The organism is Niallia sp. FSL R7-0648 (genome assembly GCF_038007005.1).
In the GTDB taxonomy this organism is placed as follows: domain Bacteria; phylum Bacillota; class Bacilli; order Bacillales; family Cytobacillaceae; genus Niallia; species Niallia circulans.
In genome coordinates, this window is sequence record NZ_JBBOWE010000001.1 from 3,189,590 (window position 1) to 3,208,574 (window position 18,985).

The following is an 18,985-nucleotide window of genomic DNA, read 5'->3' on the forward strand; positions in this document are numbered from 1 at the left end:
AGTTTTCAGGAAGAAGTCGGCTAATCATTTCTTCTATGATATAAATTAGTTATAATAACAATATCTACTTTTTTGTAGTTTGAAGTACTTAGCCTAATACAAGAAAATACGACACAAAAAATAAGGAGTTCTATTATGAATTGGAAACATATCATAGGCGGTGTTGTGGCAGGACTAGCCGCAAGCTATATCGTAAAAGAAGTCATTGCTAAAAATAGTAGTCTTTCGGGTGACCAGGTCTTATCTTTAGCTAAAACAGCTTTTAAAGAAAAGGGACCGATTAATGGATCTTGGATAAATATGGAGAAAGAAATACTTCATACGCGCGAATCTTCCCTTACTGTTTATAGAGGTGGTATCACGCGCTTGAATGGTGACACCCAAGAAGTATATGAATTCATTTCAGATAGTGAGACAGGCAGAATTCTTGATGTTAATCAATTATCTTAACCTTTATTTTAGCGATAATAAGTGGCTTTTAACAAATATAAAACCCAACCAACGATACGAAATGTTTTTGGAATTCCGCATCATTGGTTGGGTATATCTCGGCTGGAAAGCTTACTCTCCAACCTCTTTTCCCCTTATTTAAATTGCACTTCACAACGATAAATTCTATTGCCTCTATTGGAAAATTTCTCTTCATATTCAGTCATGATATTGCCCTCATAATCGCTGTTATGCAAATCAAGGCTTACATATTTTAAAAGCATTCCATATTCAGAAAAACTCTTAAGAGAGTATTCAAACAGCCCTTGGTTATCTGTTTTAAAATGCACTTCTCCTTTATCAATTAGGACTGATTGATAAGAATCCAAGAACGTTTTATACGTTAGTCTCCGTTTTTCGTGTCTTGTTTTTGGCCAAGGATCTGAAAAATTCAAATAAACTCGGGCAATTTCTCCTTTTTCAAAATAATCCTTAAGCTTTTCTGCATTTATATTCATTAACTTCAAGTTTGGTACTTCTGCTTCAATTAATCGATCTAACGCAGAAACTATGACACTTTCCTGAAGTTCTACGCCGATATAATTAATGGAAGGATTTGCTTTTGCCATTTCTGTGATAAATCTACCTTTTCCAGTTCCAATCTCAATATGGATCGGCCCTTTTTGACTAAATGCCTGATCCCATTTACCTTTCCAATCTTCCGGGGTTTGGATAACATATTGCGGATATGCGCTTAATTTATCTTTCGCCCATGGTTTATGTCTTAATCGCATGTGGACACTCCTTATTAATAACTATCGTTTCAAACAATATCATGCATTATACATCGATGCAATACTCTTTTCTTGGCAATTGATTATTTTTGAAGGATAAATTTACATTAGGAACATTTGAATAAAGAAAAAAAGAATTCACAACCTATAAGTGAATTCCTTAACTGGTATTTGAAAAGAATGATTTTACTCTTTTCATACTAGAACCTATAGAAAGGGTGTTCTAAGTATGCCTATAAACCACGAGCATCAATTAGCATTATTAGCCGATATTCTTAGTAATCAACAAACAGACTGCTGTGGATCTGTAGCGGAATGCGAGCAGATCGAGAGATTGATTACTTCTTTAAGAACCAATGATCAAATTGATCAAAATATCCTTCCGATTTTAGAGGAAGTACATCTTTACAGCAAGCAAGGTGTCAATGCCTCCAATTTAGACAATCATATTCATTCACACCAAGACCAATTATCGCAATGGGTAGATGGAATTAACAATTTATCTTAAAAAGGTAAATGGCCGATTAATCAATGTCATGTAAAAATTGCATCCATTTTTGCATTTCGCTATATCGGCCTTTTTTCTTATACCAACGTATGGAATTAATCGTTTGAGCAATAACATACCATTTCATTCTTAAGGATAAATGATCGGTTAGTTCATACCCGTAAGTATGTAACCAATTTTTCCAATCTTCTTTTGGAATATACCAATAAAGTAACATGCCTAAATCAATTGCTGGATCTGCAATCATTGCACCATCCCAGTCAATTAAATACAACTGGTTGTCTTCAGAAAGCAGCCAGTTGTTATGATTTACATCACAATGACAAACGACATGCTCTGTTGTTTTGATAAATGGAAGATTCTCCTCTAAAAATTGGATATAACGAGTGATATCTTCGTTATCTTTTAATTCATCGTCTATTTCTGCTTTTATGACTGACAAAATCATTTCAGGATGAAAAGATGTTTTACCTAGTCTTTTGAGCATCTCTAATAAAGGCTTAGAGGTATGAATTTTTTTGAGTAACATGGTTACTCTTTCATCCGTCATATCCGAATGACCAAATTCTCTACCAATCAGCCATTGCTGGGCAGTAAAAACATCTCCGTTTTCAAATCTTTTTGTCCAAACAAGTTTTGGGACAATTCCTTCTGCTGACAGCACAGCTAAAAATGGAGACGAATTTCGTTTTAAAAAAAGCTTCTGTCCATTATTTTGTGCAAAAAAGGCTTCGCCTGTTTCTCCACCTGCAGGAGTTATTTCCCAATCTTGCCCTAATAAATGTTCCAAAATTGTTCACCTACTATATATTATGCTCCAAAAAAAAGATGAGAAATTCCTGTTTGAGTCTTTTTTGTCCTAAATTTGTAGGAAGAACAAACAAAAATGGTTATTAGCTATTCATCAATTATAGTAAATTATACTCATCGTACAGCTATCAATCTTTAACTAGCACATATGTGCCTAAAATTTAATGAGATAAAAAAGAAAAAGGACATAGTATCCATACAATTATACTATGTATCCAATATTTCCAATCATTTTATATTAAATTTTACTTAAATACTTATTTTTAATTGAAAGTTTCTCATTTAAATATTATCTCTTATTTCATTTTTTAGTCAAGTGAATCTCCAGTTAAAATAAATATTTCTATTAAAAAAATATCGGATTCTCCTATTAAGAACATCTCTTGTTAAATTCCCACTATTCAAGCAATAGATAATCTCACTTGCCAAATAGCATACTATTTGGCAAGTATCGTTACACTGCTTGGGTTAACTATTAGGCTATCTCCATGTATTGTTGGATAGTCGTCTTCATATACGATTCCGTCTTCCACAAGTATCTTCCATTCATCTTCCGGACAAAAGCCTTCCTCGGCAGAATCATTACCATTTATCAATACGATGATAGTTTTCCATTCTCCAAGTTGCTGCAAATCATCTAAACAATACTGGATAATGTTATTTGCTTGCTGATTTATGGTTACATGTTTTTGGATTTCCTGCACAGATCGTAAGCGAAAAGCACGATTATTTTTTCTTAGGGAAATTAATCCTTTTATATAGTCAACATTCATTAAGAATTGGTCTTTTCTATTCCAATCTAACTGATTAATCTCATCAGGCGATTGATAACTATTTTCCACACCAAATTTTGTGCGGAAAAATTCCTGTCCTGAATGCAAGAAAGGGATTCCCTGACTTAGAAGAACGAGAGAAGTTGCCAGTCGATGTTTTCTCCTTTTCTCTTCATCTGATGCCTCTGGAAAACAAATATCAATTTTATCCCATAATGTATGATTATCATGTGATTCCACATAGTTTACAGATTGCCCTGGTTCAAGAAACATGCCACCCTCTTTATAGATTCCAACGCTTCCAGCTAATAATTCAGCAATTTCTCCTTTATATTGATTATTTCCAAGCGCGTACCCTCGATCATATTGATCAAAGGTGCTCCCCTTTATTTTATCTCTAAATTGATCATTAAACTGGCCAATACCAGGCAGCGACTGTTGATTAGCAATAATGGCTTTCTCATCATGGTTGATAGGAGTTGCAAGATCCCAGCCTTCTCCAATAATTATGATGCTCTTATCAATATTATCACAAATTGACCGGACTTCATTCATAGTTTGGCAATCAAGTATCCCCATCAAATCGAACCGTAATCCATCTATTTGATACTCTTCTATCCAAAAACGAACGGAATCCACAATGAATCTCCTTACCATCGATCGTTCAGAAGCAATGTCATTCCCTACTCCAGTTCCATTTGCTGGCATACCATGCTTATCATAGCGGAAGTAATAACCTGGAACGATTTTTTCAAAAGAGGAATCTTCCTTTTTATAGACATGATTATACACAACATCCAAAATGACACGAATGCCTTGTTCCTGTACAGCATGAATCATTTCTTTCAATTCATTAATTCTTACATAAGGATCCATAGGGTTTGTTGAGTAACTGCCCTCTGGAACATTATAATGGGAAGGGTTATAGCCCCAATTATATTTTTTTAGTACCTCTAACTCATCAATTTCTTCAAAGTCATGTACTGGGAGAAACTCTATATGGGTAACACCTAAGTTTTTAATATAGGTTAGTCCTGACAGATTGTTTCGGGGCGTACGCGTATTTAATTCTGCCACTCCAACATATTTGCCCTTTTGCTGAATTCCACTGTCAGGATGTATCGTTAAATCGCGAATATGCGCTTCGTAGATGATACTATCTACACTCTGTTCTAACGGCGGCAAGACTGGTTTCTGCCTTTTGGTTTTATTTAAGTCAACGATTACTCCTGTTTCCCCATTTACAGAAACAGCGATAGCATATGGATCAATCGCTTCTTTCCATTCCAAGTTAATAAGGACTAGATAGCTGTAATAATAACCTTCCAAATCTGCTAAATAGGTTGTTTTCCAAACGCCTTTTTCTTGTCTTTCCATCTCTACGATTCGTCTTTCCTTACTAGATGAATCTGGGGATTGCAGCACTAATTTCACTTGTTGGGCAGTGGGAGCCCACAGATAGAAAGTGCTCTGATCGGAAGCATAATGAACACCTAGTGGTCCATCATAATAAAATTGCTTATCAAATAAAGGTGTTCTGATAACCGCACCTATCTGTAAATCTGTCACACCTTTATTTCCATCTTCAACTTCATATTTTTGTCCGATTTGTATCTTATCATGCGCACGGCATTTGTACTTGACGAAATGCTGCATTTTTTCTTTGGATTCAATCACAAGATTAGTAGCTTGTTTATCCCCTCTTAATATAAATGATGTTGATTCCCCATGAAAATACGAATAGGGAAGTAGAACAGTTATTAATGACATTTCATCTAAATAGGCAAAGAAACTCCTTCTTATCGATAACAAATCCCTCAACTCCCTTTTCTCATGAACATCCATCTATTCTCAACTTCCCCATTATTGCTTATGATTCCTCTGTATCCCATTCATACCTTCTTTTTGAATTCGTCAAACCATAATGTAAAAGACTTTCTGCTGCTTTTAATTGAATTGCTTTAATTGGCGAATGGTTATTTCTCATTTTATAAAACCAATCTTCATAGTTTCTTTTTTCGATAATTTTCAAATCATATGGTGGTGCTGGAAAATCAACATAGCCATTTCGAGTAAGAATTACTTTTTGTACAGGTAAAGTGATGTCATACTTTTCTAGAATACCCTTTACAATTTTCTCTGTTCTGTTTATAGATATGACAGGACTAAGAATCTTTTTCTCCTTATCCCCCTTTTTTTTAAGCCAAAATTTATCATTCGAACCAACAAATACTGCTGAGTTCTCCGCTTCTAGAACATGTATACACCAAACTTCTGTTGGTGTAACTATAATGGTGTCCAATTCAACCGGAGCATTCTTCAATTGGAACAGCGGTTGATAGAGAACCAAAAATGTATCTGGGAATCTTTGCAAGAAATATTTTAATAAATCATCATAATAAAGTGTTTTTTTTACTTCTGACATTTCTGTGAGCGTAGAACTGGCCCATTTTAGCTGAAATTCAAATAATTGATTTAGAAATTGCTGTTTTAACTCATCGATTGATTGTGGATGTTTATATTTTTTGGCATCGTAATCGAAGTCTAGTTCTTCTTCATCTTCTTCCTTTTTTTGGCTATCATTTATTTTTGCCACTTCTGTTTCTTCCAACTTATTGCGATTTAAGATAGTTTTCTTTACTCTTTCCAGCAAAGTCGGTTTTTCCATTAACCAGTTGTCTTCTATTGGGTTCTCTATGTAAAAGAGACTTCTGTCTTTTGTATCAAAAGCTCTCTTTAGCCCTGTCCACTGTTGCTTTTTTAAACGAACGAAACGTGATGGATACAAGACGATGTTCTGCTCATATCGCGAAACGTAATCTTGTAATTTGATTAACTGCGCCAAGGTTTCCCCCCTATATTACATGTTTCTATTGCTTGTGATTATGAAAGCTGTAACTTTTTATTATCTCATATTTAGGTATTTTATCCATATGTGTTTGAAACAGATGAATACTATCAATATTAGAAATTAAATTTTTAGGCAATGCAAACTCGTTTAACTCCTGCTCTGAAAAGATGGAGTCTTCCTTCCATTTTCTTGCTAAAGTCATATGTGGATGAAATGGCCGCGTTTCTAACTGAAAACCAGCCTTGCTGCTTGCAGCAAAGACCTGATTTCTTAACTCAACCAGTTTCTGCTCTTCTTTCATCCCTGCCCAGAATATCCTCGGACTTTGTCGCTGGCCGAAAACACCCAAATGATCTATATGTATTTGAAAATCGGTACTTAAAGGGAATTGATTTAAAAGAGTTTGTAACTTTTCCCTTTGTTCATCGGAGGCATTTCCTAAAAAGGCAAGTGTAATATGATAATCTAAAGGATGTACCCATCTTTTAAAAGGAAATTTTATTTGTAACTCTTTTCGCATCTTTTCTATTTCATTTATAACTTGTACATCTGGCTTAATACCAATAAAATAATGCGGAATAGTCGTTTTCATATCTAATCTTCCTTTTAGCCTTTTTCTCCAGAGTGTTGTTTCCTCATAAAATTCATTAAATTCCGGCCCCTTAATGCATGACCTGGCATCCTTTATAAGAAATATACTTTATGGAGAACAGCCTGTCTTTGTTTTGTCTTTGCTCCTAGTAACTTTATTCTATTATATAACCTATCGGATTAATTTTAACCGTATCTGTACGATGTTTTAGAAATATATATCTTACTATACCTTATTTTCCATTGAATTACTTTCTTAAAAAAAATGAGTTGTCTCAGAGACATGGCTATTAGCCAGACTGAAACAACTCATTTTTATTTTTATTTAGCAAATGCTAATTGCTTATTTGTCCACACTCACTAATGATTGCTTCAACAAATAAATTTTGGAGTTTTTTTGTCATTTCTCCAACTTTTCCTTCCTTAACGGGGACATTATTCACAGAAACGATTGGTGTAACTTCGGAAGTTGTGCTGGATAAAAAAACTTCGTCTGCATCGATTAAATCTTCGATAGAAAATGCCTTTTCTTCAACCTCAATCCCATTTTCGCCACATAATTGAATAATTTTTTGTCTGGTAATTCCATTTAATATAAATTGATTCGCTTCATGTGTTTGAATCTTTTCTCCATTTACAATCCATATATTTGAAGAGCTTCCTTCTGTTACAGATAATTCTCTATACTGGATGCTTTCATAACAATCTGCTTCTGTAGCTTTTTGTTTCGCCATTACATTACCAAGCAAATTTAAACTTTTTATATCACATCTTGACCATCTAATATCTTCTACTGTAATGGTACTCACCCCATTCTCTAGATTATCAAGTGGTCTATTTAACATCTTAGTATAAGCTACAAACGTTGGAGTAACAGCTTCTGTTGGGTAACTATGATTTCGCGGGCTCACGCCTCTTGTGAATTGCATATAAATGATACCGGTGCTTAATGAGTTTTTGGCAATTAACTCTTCTAAAAGAGTGGTTAATTCTGAGATAGAATAAGAAATAGCTATGCCTATTTTCTCACTGCTTGCAGATAATCGTTCAAGATGTTCCTTTGCCATGAACATTTTACCATTGTACACACGGATTACTTCATATATTCCATCGCCAAACTGATAACCTCTATCTTCAATATCTACTTTCGCTTGTTCTCTTGGTATAAATTCCCCATTCATTAACACCATTCTCATTTTCTCTTCTCCTTTAATAAAACTTTATTTAGCTAATTCATATATTGCTTGTGCATAAATAGCAGTTACCTTCAACAAATCTTCTATATACATATATTCATCTTTTTTGTGTGCAATATCTTCTCTTCCTGGAAAGAGTGGTCCGAATGCAACCCCTTTTTCTAGCGATCTGGCATAAGTGCCTCCACCAATTGATAATAGCTTCGCCTTTTCACCAGTTTGCTCTTCATAGACCTTACTTAGTGTCTGAATTAATTCAGAGTCTTTTTCTACATAATGCGGTTTAGAATCCGAAAAGTTTTCAAGACTGAAATTATATTCTGCTAGTAATTTTATTAATTTTTCTTTTGTTTGATCCATATCATTTGTGACAGGATAACGTACTGTCTGTCCTATTTTTCCACCATGATCTGCCTGATAATCCAAAATCCCAGCATTTAGGGTCAGCTCTCCTGTTATCTCATCCTCATAATCGATACCAAGTTTTTTTCCTCTAGAGTCATTCACAAAGAAGTTTTTTACAAATTGAAAATAATGGTCCGCTTTTTCATCCAATTCTAACTCTACGAGAAAATTAGCCAGCTTTAATCCAGCATTTATCCCATTATTAGGCTCTAGACCATGTGCTGAAACTCCTTCTAACTCTAAAACTAAATCGCCATTATCAACTAAATAGCGGCCAGGGATATTTTCAAGTTTCAAATAATTTTGATATCGTTGAATAACCTCCGTTTGCGCTCCTTCTTTGACTTCTAACACAGCTTGCGCAAAGTCTGGGACCATATTATATCTTCTACCTGATGAAAAACGGAGAATTTTAACTTCACCAGAATCGCTAGATGCTTCCGTGTATTTTTGTACGATGTCAAAATCAGAAATTCCTTTTTCCGCATAAATAATCGGAAAATCTGCATCAGGGGCAAATCCGATTGTAGGCATACTTTCTTCTTGGAAATAAGTATCTACACATCTCCAATCACTTTCTTCATCGGTTCCAATAATCATTCGAATCTCTTTCGTTAAGGGAAGGTGCAGCTCCTTCACAATTTTCATTGCATAGTAAGCAGCCATTGTAGGGCCTTTATCATCTAAAGCGCCTCTTGCGAATATTTTACCATCGCGAATCTCTGCCTTGTAAGGGTCACTTGTCCATCCATCTCCCTCAGGAACAACATCTACATGGCAAAGAACCCCAACGCTTTCTGCCCCCTCACCATAAAGTAAATGTCCAGCAACATTTTTTACATTCTTACTAACAAAACCATCTTTTTCACCTAATGATAGCATATAGGTTAATGCCTCTTTCACGCCTTTTCCAAAAGGTGCATCCTCTGTTGCATTTTCTTCATCTAACACACTCTTTATTTGTAACAGCCCTTGCAAATCCTTAATAAAACTATCTTTACGATTATGTACTTCATTTAACCAATCAATTGAACTCATAGCTGCCTCCTTGCAAGCTTATAAATATATTATAGGAAAAACATATCATAAAACGCTTTATATGAAAAATAAAAGCTTTAAATCCCTATTTCACTAAATTATTATTAAGTATAGTATACCTTTTATTAAAAACAAAGCTATACTATAATTAATCTAGCATATGGAAGGAATGTATTTAATTGGGATATGTAGAAGATTTAAGAAAGCTTGTCGGAAAAATGCCTGTTATTCTCGTTGGAGCCGTAGTTATCCTGTTCACTAAAGACCAGAAAGTACTTTTGCAAGAGAGAAAACATCCTAAACATGTGTGGGGTTTACCCGGTGGATTAATGGAATTAGGAGAAAGTACAGAAGAAACAGCAAAACGAGAAGTTTTCGAAGAAACGGGTCTTCAAGTAATGAATCTTCAATTACTATCCGTTTATTCTGGAAAAGATTATTTTGCGGTGGCAGCAAATGGAGATCCATTTTACACTGTAACAACTGCCTACTGCACTTCAGAATATGAAGGAAAGCTCAAAAATGATCAAGAAGAGGCATTCAGTCTCCGATATTTCAATTTTGATGAACTACCAGAAAAAATGGTCGGGAGCCATCGAAGAATGATTGAGGATTTTAAAATGAATATAAAGGAAATTTAAAAAAGCTTATCCGTTTTATTTTTTATTCCATTTGGTTTATCAACCATAAAAATCGGGAAATAAAATTATTTACTTACTTTTTGCATTTTTATTCATATCATAAACATAAATTCCATATGATGAATGTAAAGAAACCCTGCAGGGGGTGGTAAATTAAGACATAAATAAGCAAATATTTTGTAAATTAACGCAAATAATGTAGAATATATTAGTAAATAGGGGTACAATATTTATATAGAATTTCATTCTATTAACTATTTCACTATTTATTTAACCAGTTGAAAAGGGGTTGTCTGTGGAAAAGAAAATTACATACGCTTGAAGATTTTACTCTTCAAATAAGCTGTCGGTCGCTGGAATTTGCCAAAGGTTTGAAAAAAGGATAGGGAGTGGTTTATTGAAACCTTCAACTAACCGGATGTTAAACCGTATCAAATCCGTCTACATGTTTATTAGTAAGCGTGGAACTGTTACAACACAAGAGCTAGTGGAGGAATTTGGTATTACTCCGCGAACGATTCAAAGAGATTTGAATGTGTTAGCTTATAATGACTTGGTACAAAGTCCAAGTCGTGGAAAATGGACAACAACTAGAAAAAAAGTAAAAATGACATCCTAAAACGAATGGAACGAACTTAAGATTAAAATTTGTATAATAAAAAGCAAAAACCTTACTAGATTTTCGGGAAAGGATTGATATTTTCCTAAAATCCAAGTAAGGTTTTTACTTTCATTCCGCTAATAGGAGCTATTAAAACCCCATGTAATTATTTTACTTCATAGTTTCTTAACAGCTCTATTTCTTCTTCTGTCAACTCCCGATATTCTCCAAGCTCTAGTGTTTCATCCAGTTCTAGTGGTCCCATGGAAATCCGTTTTAAATAAACAACTTTTTTCCCAACACTTTCAAACATTCTTTTCACTTGATGAAATTTCCCTTCCGAAATCGTTAGTTCAATATCAGAAGTTTCGCCAGCTTTTAATATTACTAGGTGACCAGGCTTCGTAAGGTATCCATCATCTAAAACAACACCCTTTTTAAACGCCTCGACATCCTCTTCGCCTACTTCCCCTCTGATAACAGCAAAGTACGTTTTCGGAACATGTTTTTTGGGAGATAATAAACGATGCGCTAATTTCCCATCATTTGTGAGCAGAAGTAATCCCTCTGTATCCTTATCCAACCTACCTACAGGAAAAGGATTATAAACGGAATCCTCTATTTGCAGAATGTCTACCACTGTTTCTTCTCTTGTATCTTCAGTTGCAGAAATAATGCCAGGCGGCTTATTCATCATTAAGTAAATAAACTCTTTATATTCGACTATTTCATTATTTAACGATACTTCGTCCTTTTCAGGATCTACTTGATGCTTTGCATCTTTAATAATTACATCATTTACTTTTACTGCCTTATTTTTCAGGAGCATTTTCACTTCTTTTCTGCTTCCATACCCTAAATTAGCGAGCATTTTATCTATTCGCATATAAACTCAACCTCTATCTATTATTTCTGTTTTTAAAGGCTCTTTTCTATTATTTATAAGCTTGCTTCCTATTGTTTCTACTAAATTAAAAAGGAAGTCTTAGTTTTTGTTTTATTTTAAAAGCTTGCTCTCCAAAAATGCGATAAACCAATTTGGAGCGGTAAGCTAAATAAACGTACATGAGGACTCCAAAAACAGCTACAATTACAACCATTAATAAAGAAGCTACAACAGACTCTGTTGATAAAAATAAACGGAGTAATGAATAGACAATATCTGTTATGATATACATCATTATCGAAAATCCAATGATGAGAATGCTTCTTCGAATAACTATTTTATAGGAATAATTTGCATATGCTTTTATTACTCCTAAATTAATTAAGATAGATACTGTATACCCTAATGAAGTTGCAAGGATAGCGCCATTTGTTTCCCATCTTTCTATGAACGGGATATTTAAGCTTAATTTAATTAAAATCCCTACTAATAAACTTAATATAGTAAATCGTTGCTCATTTAACCCTTGTAAGATGGACGCGGTAACTGGATAAAGGGAAAAAAGAATGGCAACAGGAGCATACAATCTTAGCACTTCTGCACCCATTAGAAGATCTTCTGTCCCATAAAACAACCGATACACCGGCTCTGCTAGAACAGAAAGGCCAATACATGCTGGCAAAGTAATAAATAATAAGACTTGGAAAGTTTGATTTAAGTTTGTGGCAAGACCGGTATGATCCTCTTTTATAAAGGCTCTTGTAATCATTGGAATTAATGCCATTGAAAAACCAGTTGCAAGCGATACAGGAATAATAATGATTTTATGGGTTTGGTAATTAAAAATATTTAAGGCTGTTTCAGAAATTGAACTTAGCCCAATACTACTCATCGCACGGTTAAAAGTGACGGTATCGATTGCCTGAAATAAAGGATTCGCAACTCCCACGAAAACAAACGGAGCAGCAGACAAAAGAATTTCTTTATACATAGAGCGCAGACGAATATCTGTCTGCATGCCTTTATCATATAATAAAAGATTATCATACTCGTCTTTACTTTTTCTCCAATACAATAACAGCACAGCAAGTCCCCCTATTGCTCCAACAAACGCAGCAAAAACGGAAATACTTACTGCTGTAATCAACTTTCCTTTTAATAAAAACAGAACAATAGCTGACCCGCCAAGTAAGAAAACAATCCGAACAATCTGCTCGATTACTGTCGAGACAGCTGAAGGTGCCATTGCATCATGTCCCTGAAAAAAGCCTCTGATTAAACTCATAAATGGAACGACAATCAACGCAAAGCTAACTGCGCGGATAACTGTTGTAACCTGCCCTACGGTTGAGGTCAAGTCATCGTCTGATATAATAAGCCCGGCTAGAAAGGGAGCTGCTGCATATAAAGCTAAAAAAGACAGAACCCCACTTGCCAGCATGATCATTAATCCTGACTTAAATAATCTTCTTCCAACTTTATATTCTCCCATTGCATTATATTTCGAAATAAATTTACTTACAGCCAATGGAATACCAGCTGTTGCAATACTTATTACAATAGTATAAGCTACATAAGAATATTGATATAGCACTGTCCCTTGTTTTCCGACAATCATATTGAATGGTATAACATAAAATAAACCTAACGCTTTGGATATGATAGTCCCAAGTGTTAAAATAAATGTGCCTTTAAGCAATTTTGATGACATAAAATCCCTTCCTTAAACGAAGCTCTCTTAAAACGTTACACAAATAAGTATTTTACCATGAAAATAGGCAATAAAATATATTCGACTAAAAGTAAATATGAACATTTTCTAACACACTATTAGTAGTGTACCCTTTCTTAAAAAGAAACGCTACTTTTAATAAAAAGCATGATGCTGATATGGCTCACAATAAAAGGAAATAACCTCTTTTTTAAATAAATGAGTCACTGACATATTCCTTTAAAAGATAGATACAAACTAAAATAATAGCAAAAAAAACGATACTTCTTCAAGAAAGTAGGATGTAATATGCAATATGATGTAATCGTGATTGGCGGAGGACCATCAGGATTAATGGCTGCAATTGGAGCGGCGGAACAAAAGGCGAAAGTATTACTAATCGATAAGGGAAATAAGCTTGGCAGAAAATTAGCAATTTCAGGAGGAGGCCGTTGTAACGTGACCAACCGGCTTCCAATAGAGGAAATTATAAAACATATTCCCGGAAATGGTCGTTTTCTCTACAGTGGATTTTCTGAATTTAACAATGAAGATATTATCGCTTTTTTCGAAAACCTGGGAATTGCTTTAAAGGAAGAAGATCATGGAAGAATGTTTCCTGTCTCTAACAAAGCACAATCAGTCGTAGATGCCTTATTAAGCGAACTAGATAGATTAGGGGTAACCATTCAGACAAATTCCCCAGTTAAGACAGTTAACTATCATGAAAATAAAACAAAAACGGTGATTCTACAAAATGGTGAAACTAAAACCTGTAAGTCACTAATCATTGCAGTTGGTGGTAAATCTGTTCCACATACTGGTTCTACAGGGGATGGTTATGCATGGGCTAAAAAAGCAGGGCATACAATAACGGATTTATTTCCAACAGAAGTACCTATCACTTCGAAAGAAGCATTTATTCAAAATAAAACCTTACAAGGGGTTTCGCTAAGAGATGTAGCATTAAGTGTGCTTAACCCAAAAGGCAAGCCTATTATTACCCATCAAATGGATATGATTTTCACCCACTTTGGCATTAGCGGCCCAGCTGTATTACGCTGCAGCCAATTTGTCGTGAAGGCAAAGAAAAAATGGAATTTAGAGGAAGTGAAAGTTTCCATTGATTCATTTCCAGATAAAAAAGAAGAAAAGCTTTTACAAGATACAATGAAATTACTAAAAACTGAACCAAAGAAAGCAATTAAAAATACGTTAAAAGGTCTATTGATAGAGCGCTATTTATTATATTTGCTGGAGCTAGCAAATATCGATCCAGCTGCTCCATGTGCGACTATTTCTCAAGATAAAATAAGAGTATTTGTTGGTCTATGTAAAGCTTTCACCTTTGATGTAAACGGAACGTTACCGATAGAAAAAGCTTTTGTCACTGGCGGTGGTGTATCTATTAAGGAAATTGCACCTAAGACAATGGAATCGAAAATGACGGAAGGATTATTCTTCTGTGGTGAAATATTAGATATTCACGGATATACTGGAGGTTATAATATTACATCAGCTTTTGTAACGGGAAGGCTGGCAGGTGTCAATGCTGCTTCAGTTGCTAAAAGCGAGTAAAAAATAAGCAGAGGTGCTTTCCATAAAGTCACTCTGCTTTTTATTTTTCTCTTTTTTAAGTTCTGTAAATAATCATGGAGGAGAAACAATAGATTTGATCCTCCTCATCCTCTTGCATGGCCGCGACATTGTATTTGATATCGATTAATTTCTTCTCATCTATTTTCTGTAAAAATTTATTCATCTGTAATTCTAGATCCTTCTCGTGCTCTTGATCAAATAATTTTACTTTAATCATCTTTTCTTCCTCTCCCTATTATTTTGTAGATTATAATTAAAGGATAGACAAAATTCTTACTATTCAATCAATTTCGCGAAAACTTTTAACTTTCTTTTAATTTCTTAAAAAACTATTCTTATACTTTCAGAGTGTAGACACTTTTAGCTTTCATTTAAGTTTTATGTATAAACGAAGTCCATATAAAAAAGCTCAAAGAATGAAGGTAAATAATACCTTATCTTTGAGCTCTTTCGCTTATATTAAGCTTATCAGCCTTTAAATTGTTTTGCCATGCCAATTTAGCATGCCGCCTTCCATATTTACCACTTTGTAGCCTTGGTCTTGCAAATAGTAACATACATTTTCGCTTCGTCTGCCTGAGCGGCAAATCATGATATATTCTTTATCTTTTGAAAAGTAATCTAAATTTTCAGGGATGCTATTCATCGGAATGTGTTTTGCTCCAGGAATAATTCCTTCTGCTACTTCTTCGTCTTCCCGAACATCAACTAATTCTAGCTTTTCTTCATTAGTCAGCTTTTCCTCTAATTCCTCAGTAGTAATTGTTTTTATCGTATCCATTTTATTTCCTCCATTATCACCTTTTATACTGTGTATATAGTTTCTCTCATTGTAATATAGATTATATGACTATGTTATGCAATTAGTCTGCCTAATTGACAGAAAGAGGAGGCTGTCAAAAAAGACAGCCTCTTCCCTTTTAATTTGCAACGATATTAACTAATTTACCAGGAACAGCAATAACTTTACGTACTTGCTTGCCATCAATTTGCTCTTTAACTTGGCTATCCTCCATAGCAATCTGCTCTAGAGCATCTTTATTAGCATCCGCCGGAACCATTAGTTTCGCTTTCACTTTACCGTTAATTTGAATGACAATTTCGACTTCATCATCAACCAATTTTGCCTCATCATATGCTGGCCATGCTTCATAGGCAATGGATTGGTTAGAACCAGTAATGATCTGCCATAGCTCTTCTGTAATATGTGGGCAAATTGGAGAAAGCAATTTCACGAATCCTTCCACATATTTCTTCGGAATACGATCTGCTTTATAACATTCATTGATAAACACCATCATTTGCGAAATGGCCGTATTGAAGCGAAGTGCTTCAAAAGCCTCTGTTACCTTTTTCACTGTTTGATGATAAATTTTATCTAGCGCCTTCATTTCCTCTATATCTTGAACTTTAGAAGTAAGCTCTCCATTATCATCCACTAACAATCGCCAAATTCGATCTAGGAATCTTCTTGAACCATCAAGTCCATTTGTTGACCATGCAATTGCAGCATCTAATGGTCCCATAAACATTTCATACAGACGAAGTGTATCTGCACCATGACTAGCTACAATTTCATCTGGATTTACGACATTTCCTTTTGATTTACTCATTTTTTCATTATTTTCACCGAGGATCATTCCTTGGTTGTATAATTTTTGGAATGGTTCTTTCGTAGGAACAACACCTAAATCATAAAGTACTTTATGCCAGAAGCGTGCATATAGAAGATGCAAGACAGCGTGTTCTACTCCACCGATATACATATCGACTGGAAGCCATTCTTTAATTTTTTCAGGATCAGCAATCTGCTCGTTATTTTTTGGATCAATATAACGCAAGTAATACCAGCTGCTTCCAGCCCATTGCGGCATGGTATTTGTTTCACGTCTGCCTTTTTTTCCAGTAACAGGATCTACAACGTTTACCCATTCTGAAATATTTGCTAACGGAGATTCACCTGTTCCAGATGGCCTAATTTCAGATGTTTCTGGAAGTGTCAAAGGTAATTCCTCTTCTGGAACACCTGTCATTGTGCCATCTTCCCAATGGATAATAGGAATTGGCTCGCCCCAATAGCGCTGGCGGCTAAATAGCCAATCACGAAGTCTGTAAGTGATTTTCTTCGTTCCTATTTCTTTCCCTTCTAACCAAGTAATCATTTTGACAATAGCTTCTTCTTTATTTAAACCATTTAGAAAATCAGAATTTACATGTTCCCCATCACCAGTATAGGCCTCTGTTTCTACATTTCCTCCAGCTACCACTTCTTTAATTGGTAAACCAAATGTTTTAGCAAATTCATAGTCTCTTTCATCATGTGCAGGTACAGCCATAATACTTCCTGTACCGTAGCTGACAAGGACATAATCAGCGATCCAGATTGGCATTTTTTCGCCATTTGCTGGATTGATTGCGTAAGCACCAGTAAATACACCCGTCTTCTCTTTCGCTAAGTCCGTTCTTTCTAAATCACTCTTACTTTTAACCTTTTCTAAGTAAGCTTCTACAGCTGCCTTTTGCTCTGAAGTTGTAATTTTCTCTACTAAAGCATGTTCAGGAGCAAGCACAGCATAAGTTGCACCAAATAATGTATCCGGTCTTGTTGTAAAGACAGTGAATGTCTCATCATGATTGTCAATTTGGAAGGTAACTTCTGCTCCTTCTGAACGGCCAATCCAATTTCTTTGCATTTCTTTAATACTTTCTGGCCAATCTACTTCATCTAAATCTTCTAACAAACGATCAGCATATGCTGTTATTTTTAATACCCATTGACGCATCGGACGTCTTTCAACTGGATGTCCACCACGTTCACTCTTACCATCAATAACTTCTTCATTAGCTAAAACCGTTCCTAATGCTGGACACCAATTTACTGCTACTTCATCAACATAAGCTAAGCCCATTTCATACAATTTGAGAAAAATCCATTGTGTCCACTTATAATATTCTGGATCTGTTGTGTTAATTTCGCGATCCCAATCATAGGAAAAGCCTAATGATTTAATTTGACGTCGGAATGTGTCGATGTTTTTTTGTGTAAATTCAGCTGGATGGTTACCCGTATCCAGCGCATATTGTTCTGCAGGTAAACCAAATGCATCCCACCCCATTGGATGAAGAACATTAAAATCCTGCATCCTTTTCATACGAGAGAGAATATCTGTTGCTGTATAGCCTTCTGGATGCCCAACATGCAGCCCTGCTCCAGATGGGTATGGAAACATGTCTAAAGCATAAAACTTTTTCTTGCTTTTTTCTTCACTTGTTTTAAAAGTCTTGTTTTCTTCCCAAAACTTTTGCCATTTCTGTTCTATTTTCTGATGATTAAAACTCATCTTAAATCCTCCCATAAAGTTGTTTTGACCAAAATAAAAAGCCGCTCATCCCAAATAGGGACGAGAGGCATTATGTATAATCTCCCGCGGTACCACCCACAATTAGTGAATAAATCACTCGCTTCATTATCCTTTAACGCAGGTGTACGGCAAGCATTACTAAAAGTTCACACTTGCAACTCAAAGGTGAGTTCAAGATGTTTTTGACTGACTTGCACCATCCGTCAGTTCTCTTCTTTCAAAAGGGCATCTTTACTATTCCTTATCCGTGTTGATTACTTATATATGTTTTTTATTGTATTGTATTTTAATGTATGTTGCAAGTAGTTTTCAGATTAAGTAAATATTAATAAGAGAAATTAAATTATTCGTTTTGTAACTTAATAATAGTCAAACATTCATTAGAATTTTGCCATTTTCATTTTAAACCCATCTTCTTGACATCACATCAATGACTAAAACTACATGAACAATTTTTTATAGACTTACTTATAGATCCTCTTTATATACTTTATTTCTTTAGCCTCAGCTCTTCTTTTGTCATTGTATTCACACAAAGCAACTAATTCTGCTTGAGGAAGCAACGCATAAACTTCAGCATGATAGGTACCCATCTAACTCTCAGCTTGTTTTCATTATTTCCAATGCCTACACAATTTAATCACATATATTATTCTTATTGCAGCTAACTCCGTACCTGTTTCAATAGTTTAGTTTACAATTAAAGACTACTTGAGCACTTTCAGTGGAAAGCAACCGTTAAATTCTCCAAAAAAGGATTATTCAGATTCAAGTAGTTACTTAAATTTTA

At 34.8% G+C, this 18,985-nt stretch carries 17 protein-coding genes, 1 pseudogene and 1 other annotated feature; of the genes and pseudogenes, 5 read left to right on the forward strand and 13 right to left on the reverse strand.

Going from position 1 to position 18,985, the window contains the following annotated elements; translation table 11 throughout:
• Positions 1-135 precede the first annotated feature (135 nt).
• The gene (locus NSQ89_RS15660) at positions 136-450 is read left to right on the forward strand and encodes a PepSY domain-containing protein (protein WP_047944501.1); all 315 of its coding nucleotides are present in this window, start codon (positions 136-138) and stop codon (positions 448-450) included.
• Positions 451-584: 134 nt separating this feature from the next.
• Here NSQ89_RS15660 and trmB read toward each other — a convergent pair whose 3' ends face one another.
• Positions 585-1,223, reverse strand: a complete 639-nt coding sequence (gene trmB / locus NSQ89_RS15665) for a tRNA (guanosine(46)-N7)-methyltransferase TrmB (protein ID WP_047944502.1) — start codon at positions 1,221-1,223, stop codon at positions 585-587.
• Positions 1,224-1,452: 229 nt separating this feature from the next.
• Here trmB and NSQ89_RS15670 point away from each other — a divergent pair, with 229 nt between their 5' ends.
• Positions 1,453-1,731 carry a YtzH-like family protein gene (locus NSQ89_RS15670; RefSeq protein ID WP_047944503.1) on the forward strand — a complete coding sequence of 93 codons (279 nt, stop codon included), beginning with the start codon at positions 1,453-1,455 and terminating at the stop codon, positions 1,729-1,731.
• A gap of 16 nt (positions 1,732-1,747) precedes the next feature.
• On the opposite strand, the gene NSQ89_RS15675 is transcribed toward NSQ89_RS15670, so the two are convergent.
• From NSQ89_RS15675 to pepV, 6 genes are all read right to left on the reverse strand, one after another.
• A complete protein-coding gene (locus tag NSQ89_RS15675; RefSeq protein ID WP_047944504.1) occupies positions 1,748-2,521 on the reverse strand; it encodes a phosphotransferase family protein in 774 nt (257 codons plus the stop codon).
• Positions 2,522-2,978: 457 nt separating this feature from the next.
• Positions 2,979-5,126, reverse strand: a complete 2,148-nt coding sequence (gene pulA / locus NSQ89_RS15680) for a type I pullulanase (protein ID WP_341132899.1) — start codon at positions 5,124-5,126, stop codon at positions 2,979-2,981.
• Between the two features lie 58 nt (positions 5,127-5,184).
• A complete protein-coding gene (locus tag NSQ89_RS15685) occupies positions 5,185-6,159 on the reverse strand; it encodes a nuclease-related domain-containing protein (protein WP_061798760.1) in 975 nt (324 codons plus the stop codon).
• Between the two features lie 25 nt (positions 6,160-6,184).
• On the reverse strand, positions 6,185-6,757 hold the full coding sequence (gene thpR / locus NSQ89_RS15690) for an RNA 2',3'-cyclic phosphodiesterase (RefSeq protein WP_341132900.1): 573 nt from the start codon (positions 6,755-6,757) through the stop codon (positions 6,185-6,187).
• A gap of 334 nt (positions 6,758-7,091) precedes the next feature.
• Complete coding sequence (gene dat, locus NSQ89_RS15695; protein WP_047944507.1) at positions 7,092-7,952, reverse strand: D-amino-acid transaminase; 861 nt, start codon at positions 7,950-7,952, stop codon at positions 7,092-7,094.
• A 24-nt stretch (positions 7,953-7,976) separates the two neighbouring features.
• Positions 7,977-9,395 (reverse strand): dipeptidase PepV, encoded by a 1,419-nt coding sequence (gene pepV / locus NSQ89_RS15700; protein ID WP_341132901.1) that lies wholly within the window; start codon positions 9,393-9,395, stop codon positions 7,977-7,979.
• A gap of 179 nt (positions 9,396-9,574) precedes the next feature.
• Between pepV and NSQ89_RS15705 the strand changes: the two genes are divergently transcribed.
• On the forward strand, positions 9,575-10,036 hold the full coding sequence (locus tag NSQ89_RS15705; protein WP_047944509.1) for an NUDIX hydrolase: 462 nt from the start codon (positions 9,575-9,577) through the stop codon (positions 10,034-10,036).
• A gap of 397 nt (positions 10,037-10,433) precedes the next feature.
• The gene (locus NSQ89_RS15710; RefSeq protein ID WP_016202849.1) at positions 10,434-10,655 is read left to right on the forward strand and encodes a DeoR family transcriptional regulator; all 222 of its coding nucleotides are present in this window, start codon (positions 10,434-10,436) and stop codon (positions 10,653-10,655) included.
• 148 nt (positions 10,656-10,803) lie between these two features.
• Here the strand turns inward: NSQ89_RS15710 and NSQ89_RS15715 are convergent, their stop codons facing one another.
• Together NSQ89_RS15715 and NSQ89_RS15720 are read right to left on the reverse strand one after the other, a co-directional pair.
• Complete coding sequence (locus NSQ89_RS15715; protein WP_047944510.1) at positions 10,804-11,523, reverse strand: pseudouridine synthase; 720 nt, start codon at positions 11,521-11,523, stop codon at positions 10,804-10,806.
• 85 nt (positions 11,524-11,608) lie between these two features.
• Positions 11,609-13,234 (reverse strand): putative polysaccharide biosynthesis protein, encoded by a 1,626-nt coding sequence (locus NSQ89_RS15720; protein WP_047944511.1) that lies wholly within the window; start codon positions 13,232-13,234, stop codon positions 11,609-11,611.
• Positions 13,235-13,543: 309 nt separating this feature from the next.
• Here NSQ89_RS15720 and NSQ89_RS15725 point away from each other — a divergent pair, with 309 nt between their 5' ends.
• Positions 13,544-14,812 (forward strand): BaiN/RdsA family NAD(P)/FAD-dependent oxidoreductase, encoded by a 1,269-nt coding sequence (locus NSQ89_RS15725; protein WP_047944512.1) that lies wholly within the window; start codon positions 13,544-13,546, stop codon positions 14,810-14,812.
• A gap of 55 nt (positions 14,813-14,867) precedes the next feature.
• Here NSQ89_RS15725 and NSQ89_RS15730 read toward each other — a convergent pair whose 3' ends face one another.
• From NSQ89_RS15730 to NSQ89_RS25400, 4 genes and pseudogenes are all read right to left on the reverse strand, one after another.
• On the reverse strand, positions 14,868-15,050 hold the full coding sequence (locus NSQ89_RS15730; protein WP_047944513.1) for a sporulation protein Cse60: 183 nt from the start codon (positions 15,048-15,050) through the stop codon (positions 14,868-14,870).
• A gap of 258 nt (positions 15,051-15,308) precedes the next feature.
• Positions 15,309-15,614 carry a rhodanese-like domain-containing protein gene (locus NSQ89_RS15735; RefSeq protein WP_047944514.1) on the reverse strand — a complete coding sequence of 102 codons (306 nt, stop codon included), beginning with the start codon at positions 15,612-15,614 and terminating at the stop codon, positions 15,309-15,311.
• A gap of 139 nt (positions 15,615-15,753) precedes the next feature.
• Positions 15,754-18,174, reverse strand: coding sequence for a leucine--tRNA ligase (leuS, locus tag NSQ89_RS15740; protein ID WP_341132902.1), 2,421 nt, complete (start codon positions 18,172-18,174; stop codon positions 15,754-15,756).
• A gap of 53 nt (positions 18,175-18,227) precedes the next feature.
• Positions 18,228-18,452, reverse strand: a binding site (T-box leader).
• A gap of 210 nt (positions 18,453-18,662) precedes the next feature.
• Positions 18,663-18,788 (reverse strand): annotated as a pseudogene (locus NSQ89_RS25400) (gfo/Idh/MocA family oxidoreductase); the annotation flags it as partial.
• Positions 18,789-18,985 lie beyond the last annotated feature (197 nt).

Bases quoted from the DNA above. Each gene is read 5' to 3' on its own strand.
- NSQ89_RS15660 (WP_047944501.1), top strand. From the start codon at position 136: ATGAATTGGAAACATATCATAGGCGGTGTTGTGGCAGGACTAGCCGCA.
- trmB (WP_047944502.1), bottom strand. From the start codon at position 1,223: ATGCGATTAAGACATAAACCATGGGCGAAAGATAAATTAAGCGCATAT.
- NSQ89_RS15670 (WP_047944503.1), top strand. From the start codon at position 1,453: ATGCCTATAAACCACGAGCATCAATTAGCATTATTAGCCGATATTCTT.
- thpR (WP_341132900.1), bottom strand. From the start codon at position 6,757: ATGAAAACGACTATTCCGCATTATTTTATTGGTATTAAGCCAGATGTA.
- dat (WP_047944507.1), bottom strand. From the start codon at position 7,952: ATGAGAATGGTGTTAATGAATGGGGAATTTATACCAAGAGAACAAGCG.
- pepV (WP_341132901.1), bottom strand. From the start codon at position 9,395: ATGAGTTCAATTGATTGGTTAAATGAAGTACATAATCGTAAAGATAGT.
- NSQ89_RS15715 (WP_047944510.1), bottom strand. From the start codon at position 11,523: ATGCGAATAGATAAAATGCTCGCTAATTTAGGGTATGGAAGCAGAAAA.
- NSQ89_RS15720 (WP_047944511.1), bottom strand. From the start codon at position 13,234: ATGTCATCAAAATTGCTTAAAGGCACATTTATTTTAACACTTGGGACT.
- NSQ89_RS15725 (WP_047944512.1), top strand. From the start codon at position 13,544: ATGCAATATGATGTAATCGTGATTGGCGGAGGACCATCAGGATTAATG.
- NSQ89_RS15730 (WP_047944513.1), bottom strand. From the start codon at position 15,050: ATGATTAAAGTAAAATTATTTGATCAAGAGCACGAGAAGGATCTAGAA.
- NSQ89_RS15735 (WP_047944514.1), bottom strand. From the start codon at position 15,614: ATGGATACGATAAAAACAATTACTACTGAGGAATTAGAGGAAAAGCTG.
- leuS (WP_341132902.1), bottom strand. From the start codon at position 18,174: ATGAGTTTTAATCATCAGAAAATAGAACAGAAATGGCAAAAGTTTTGG.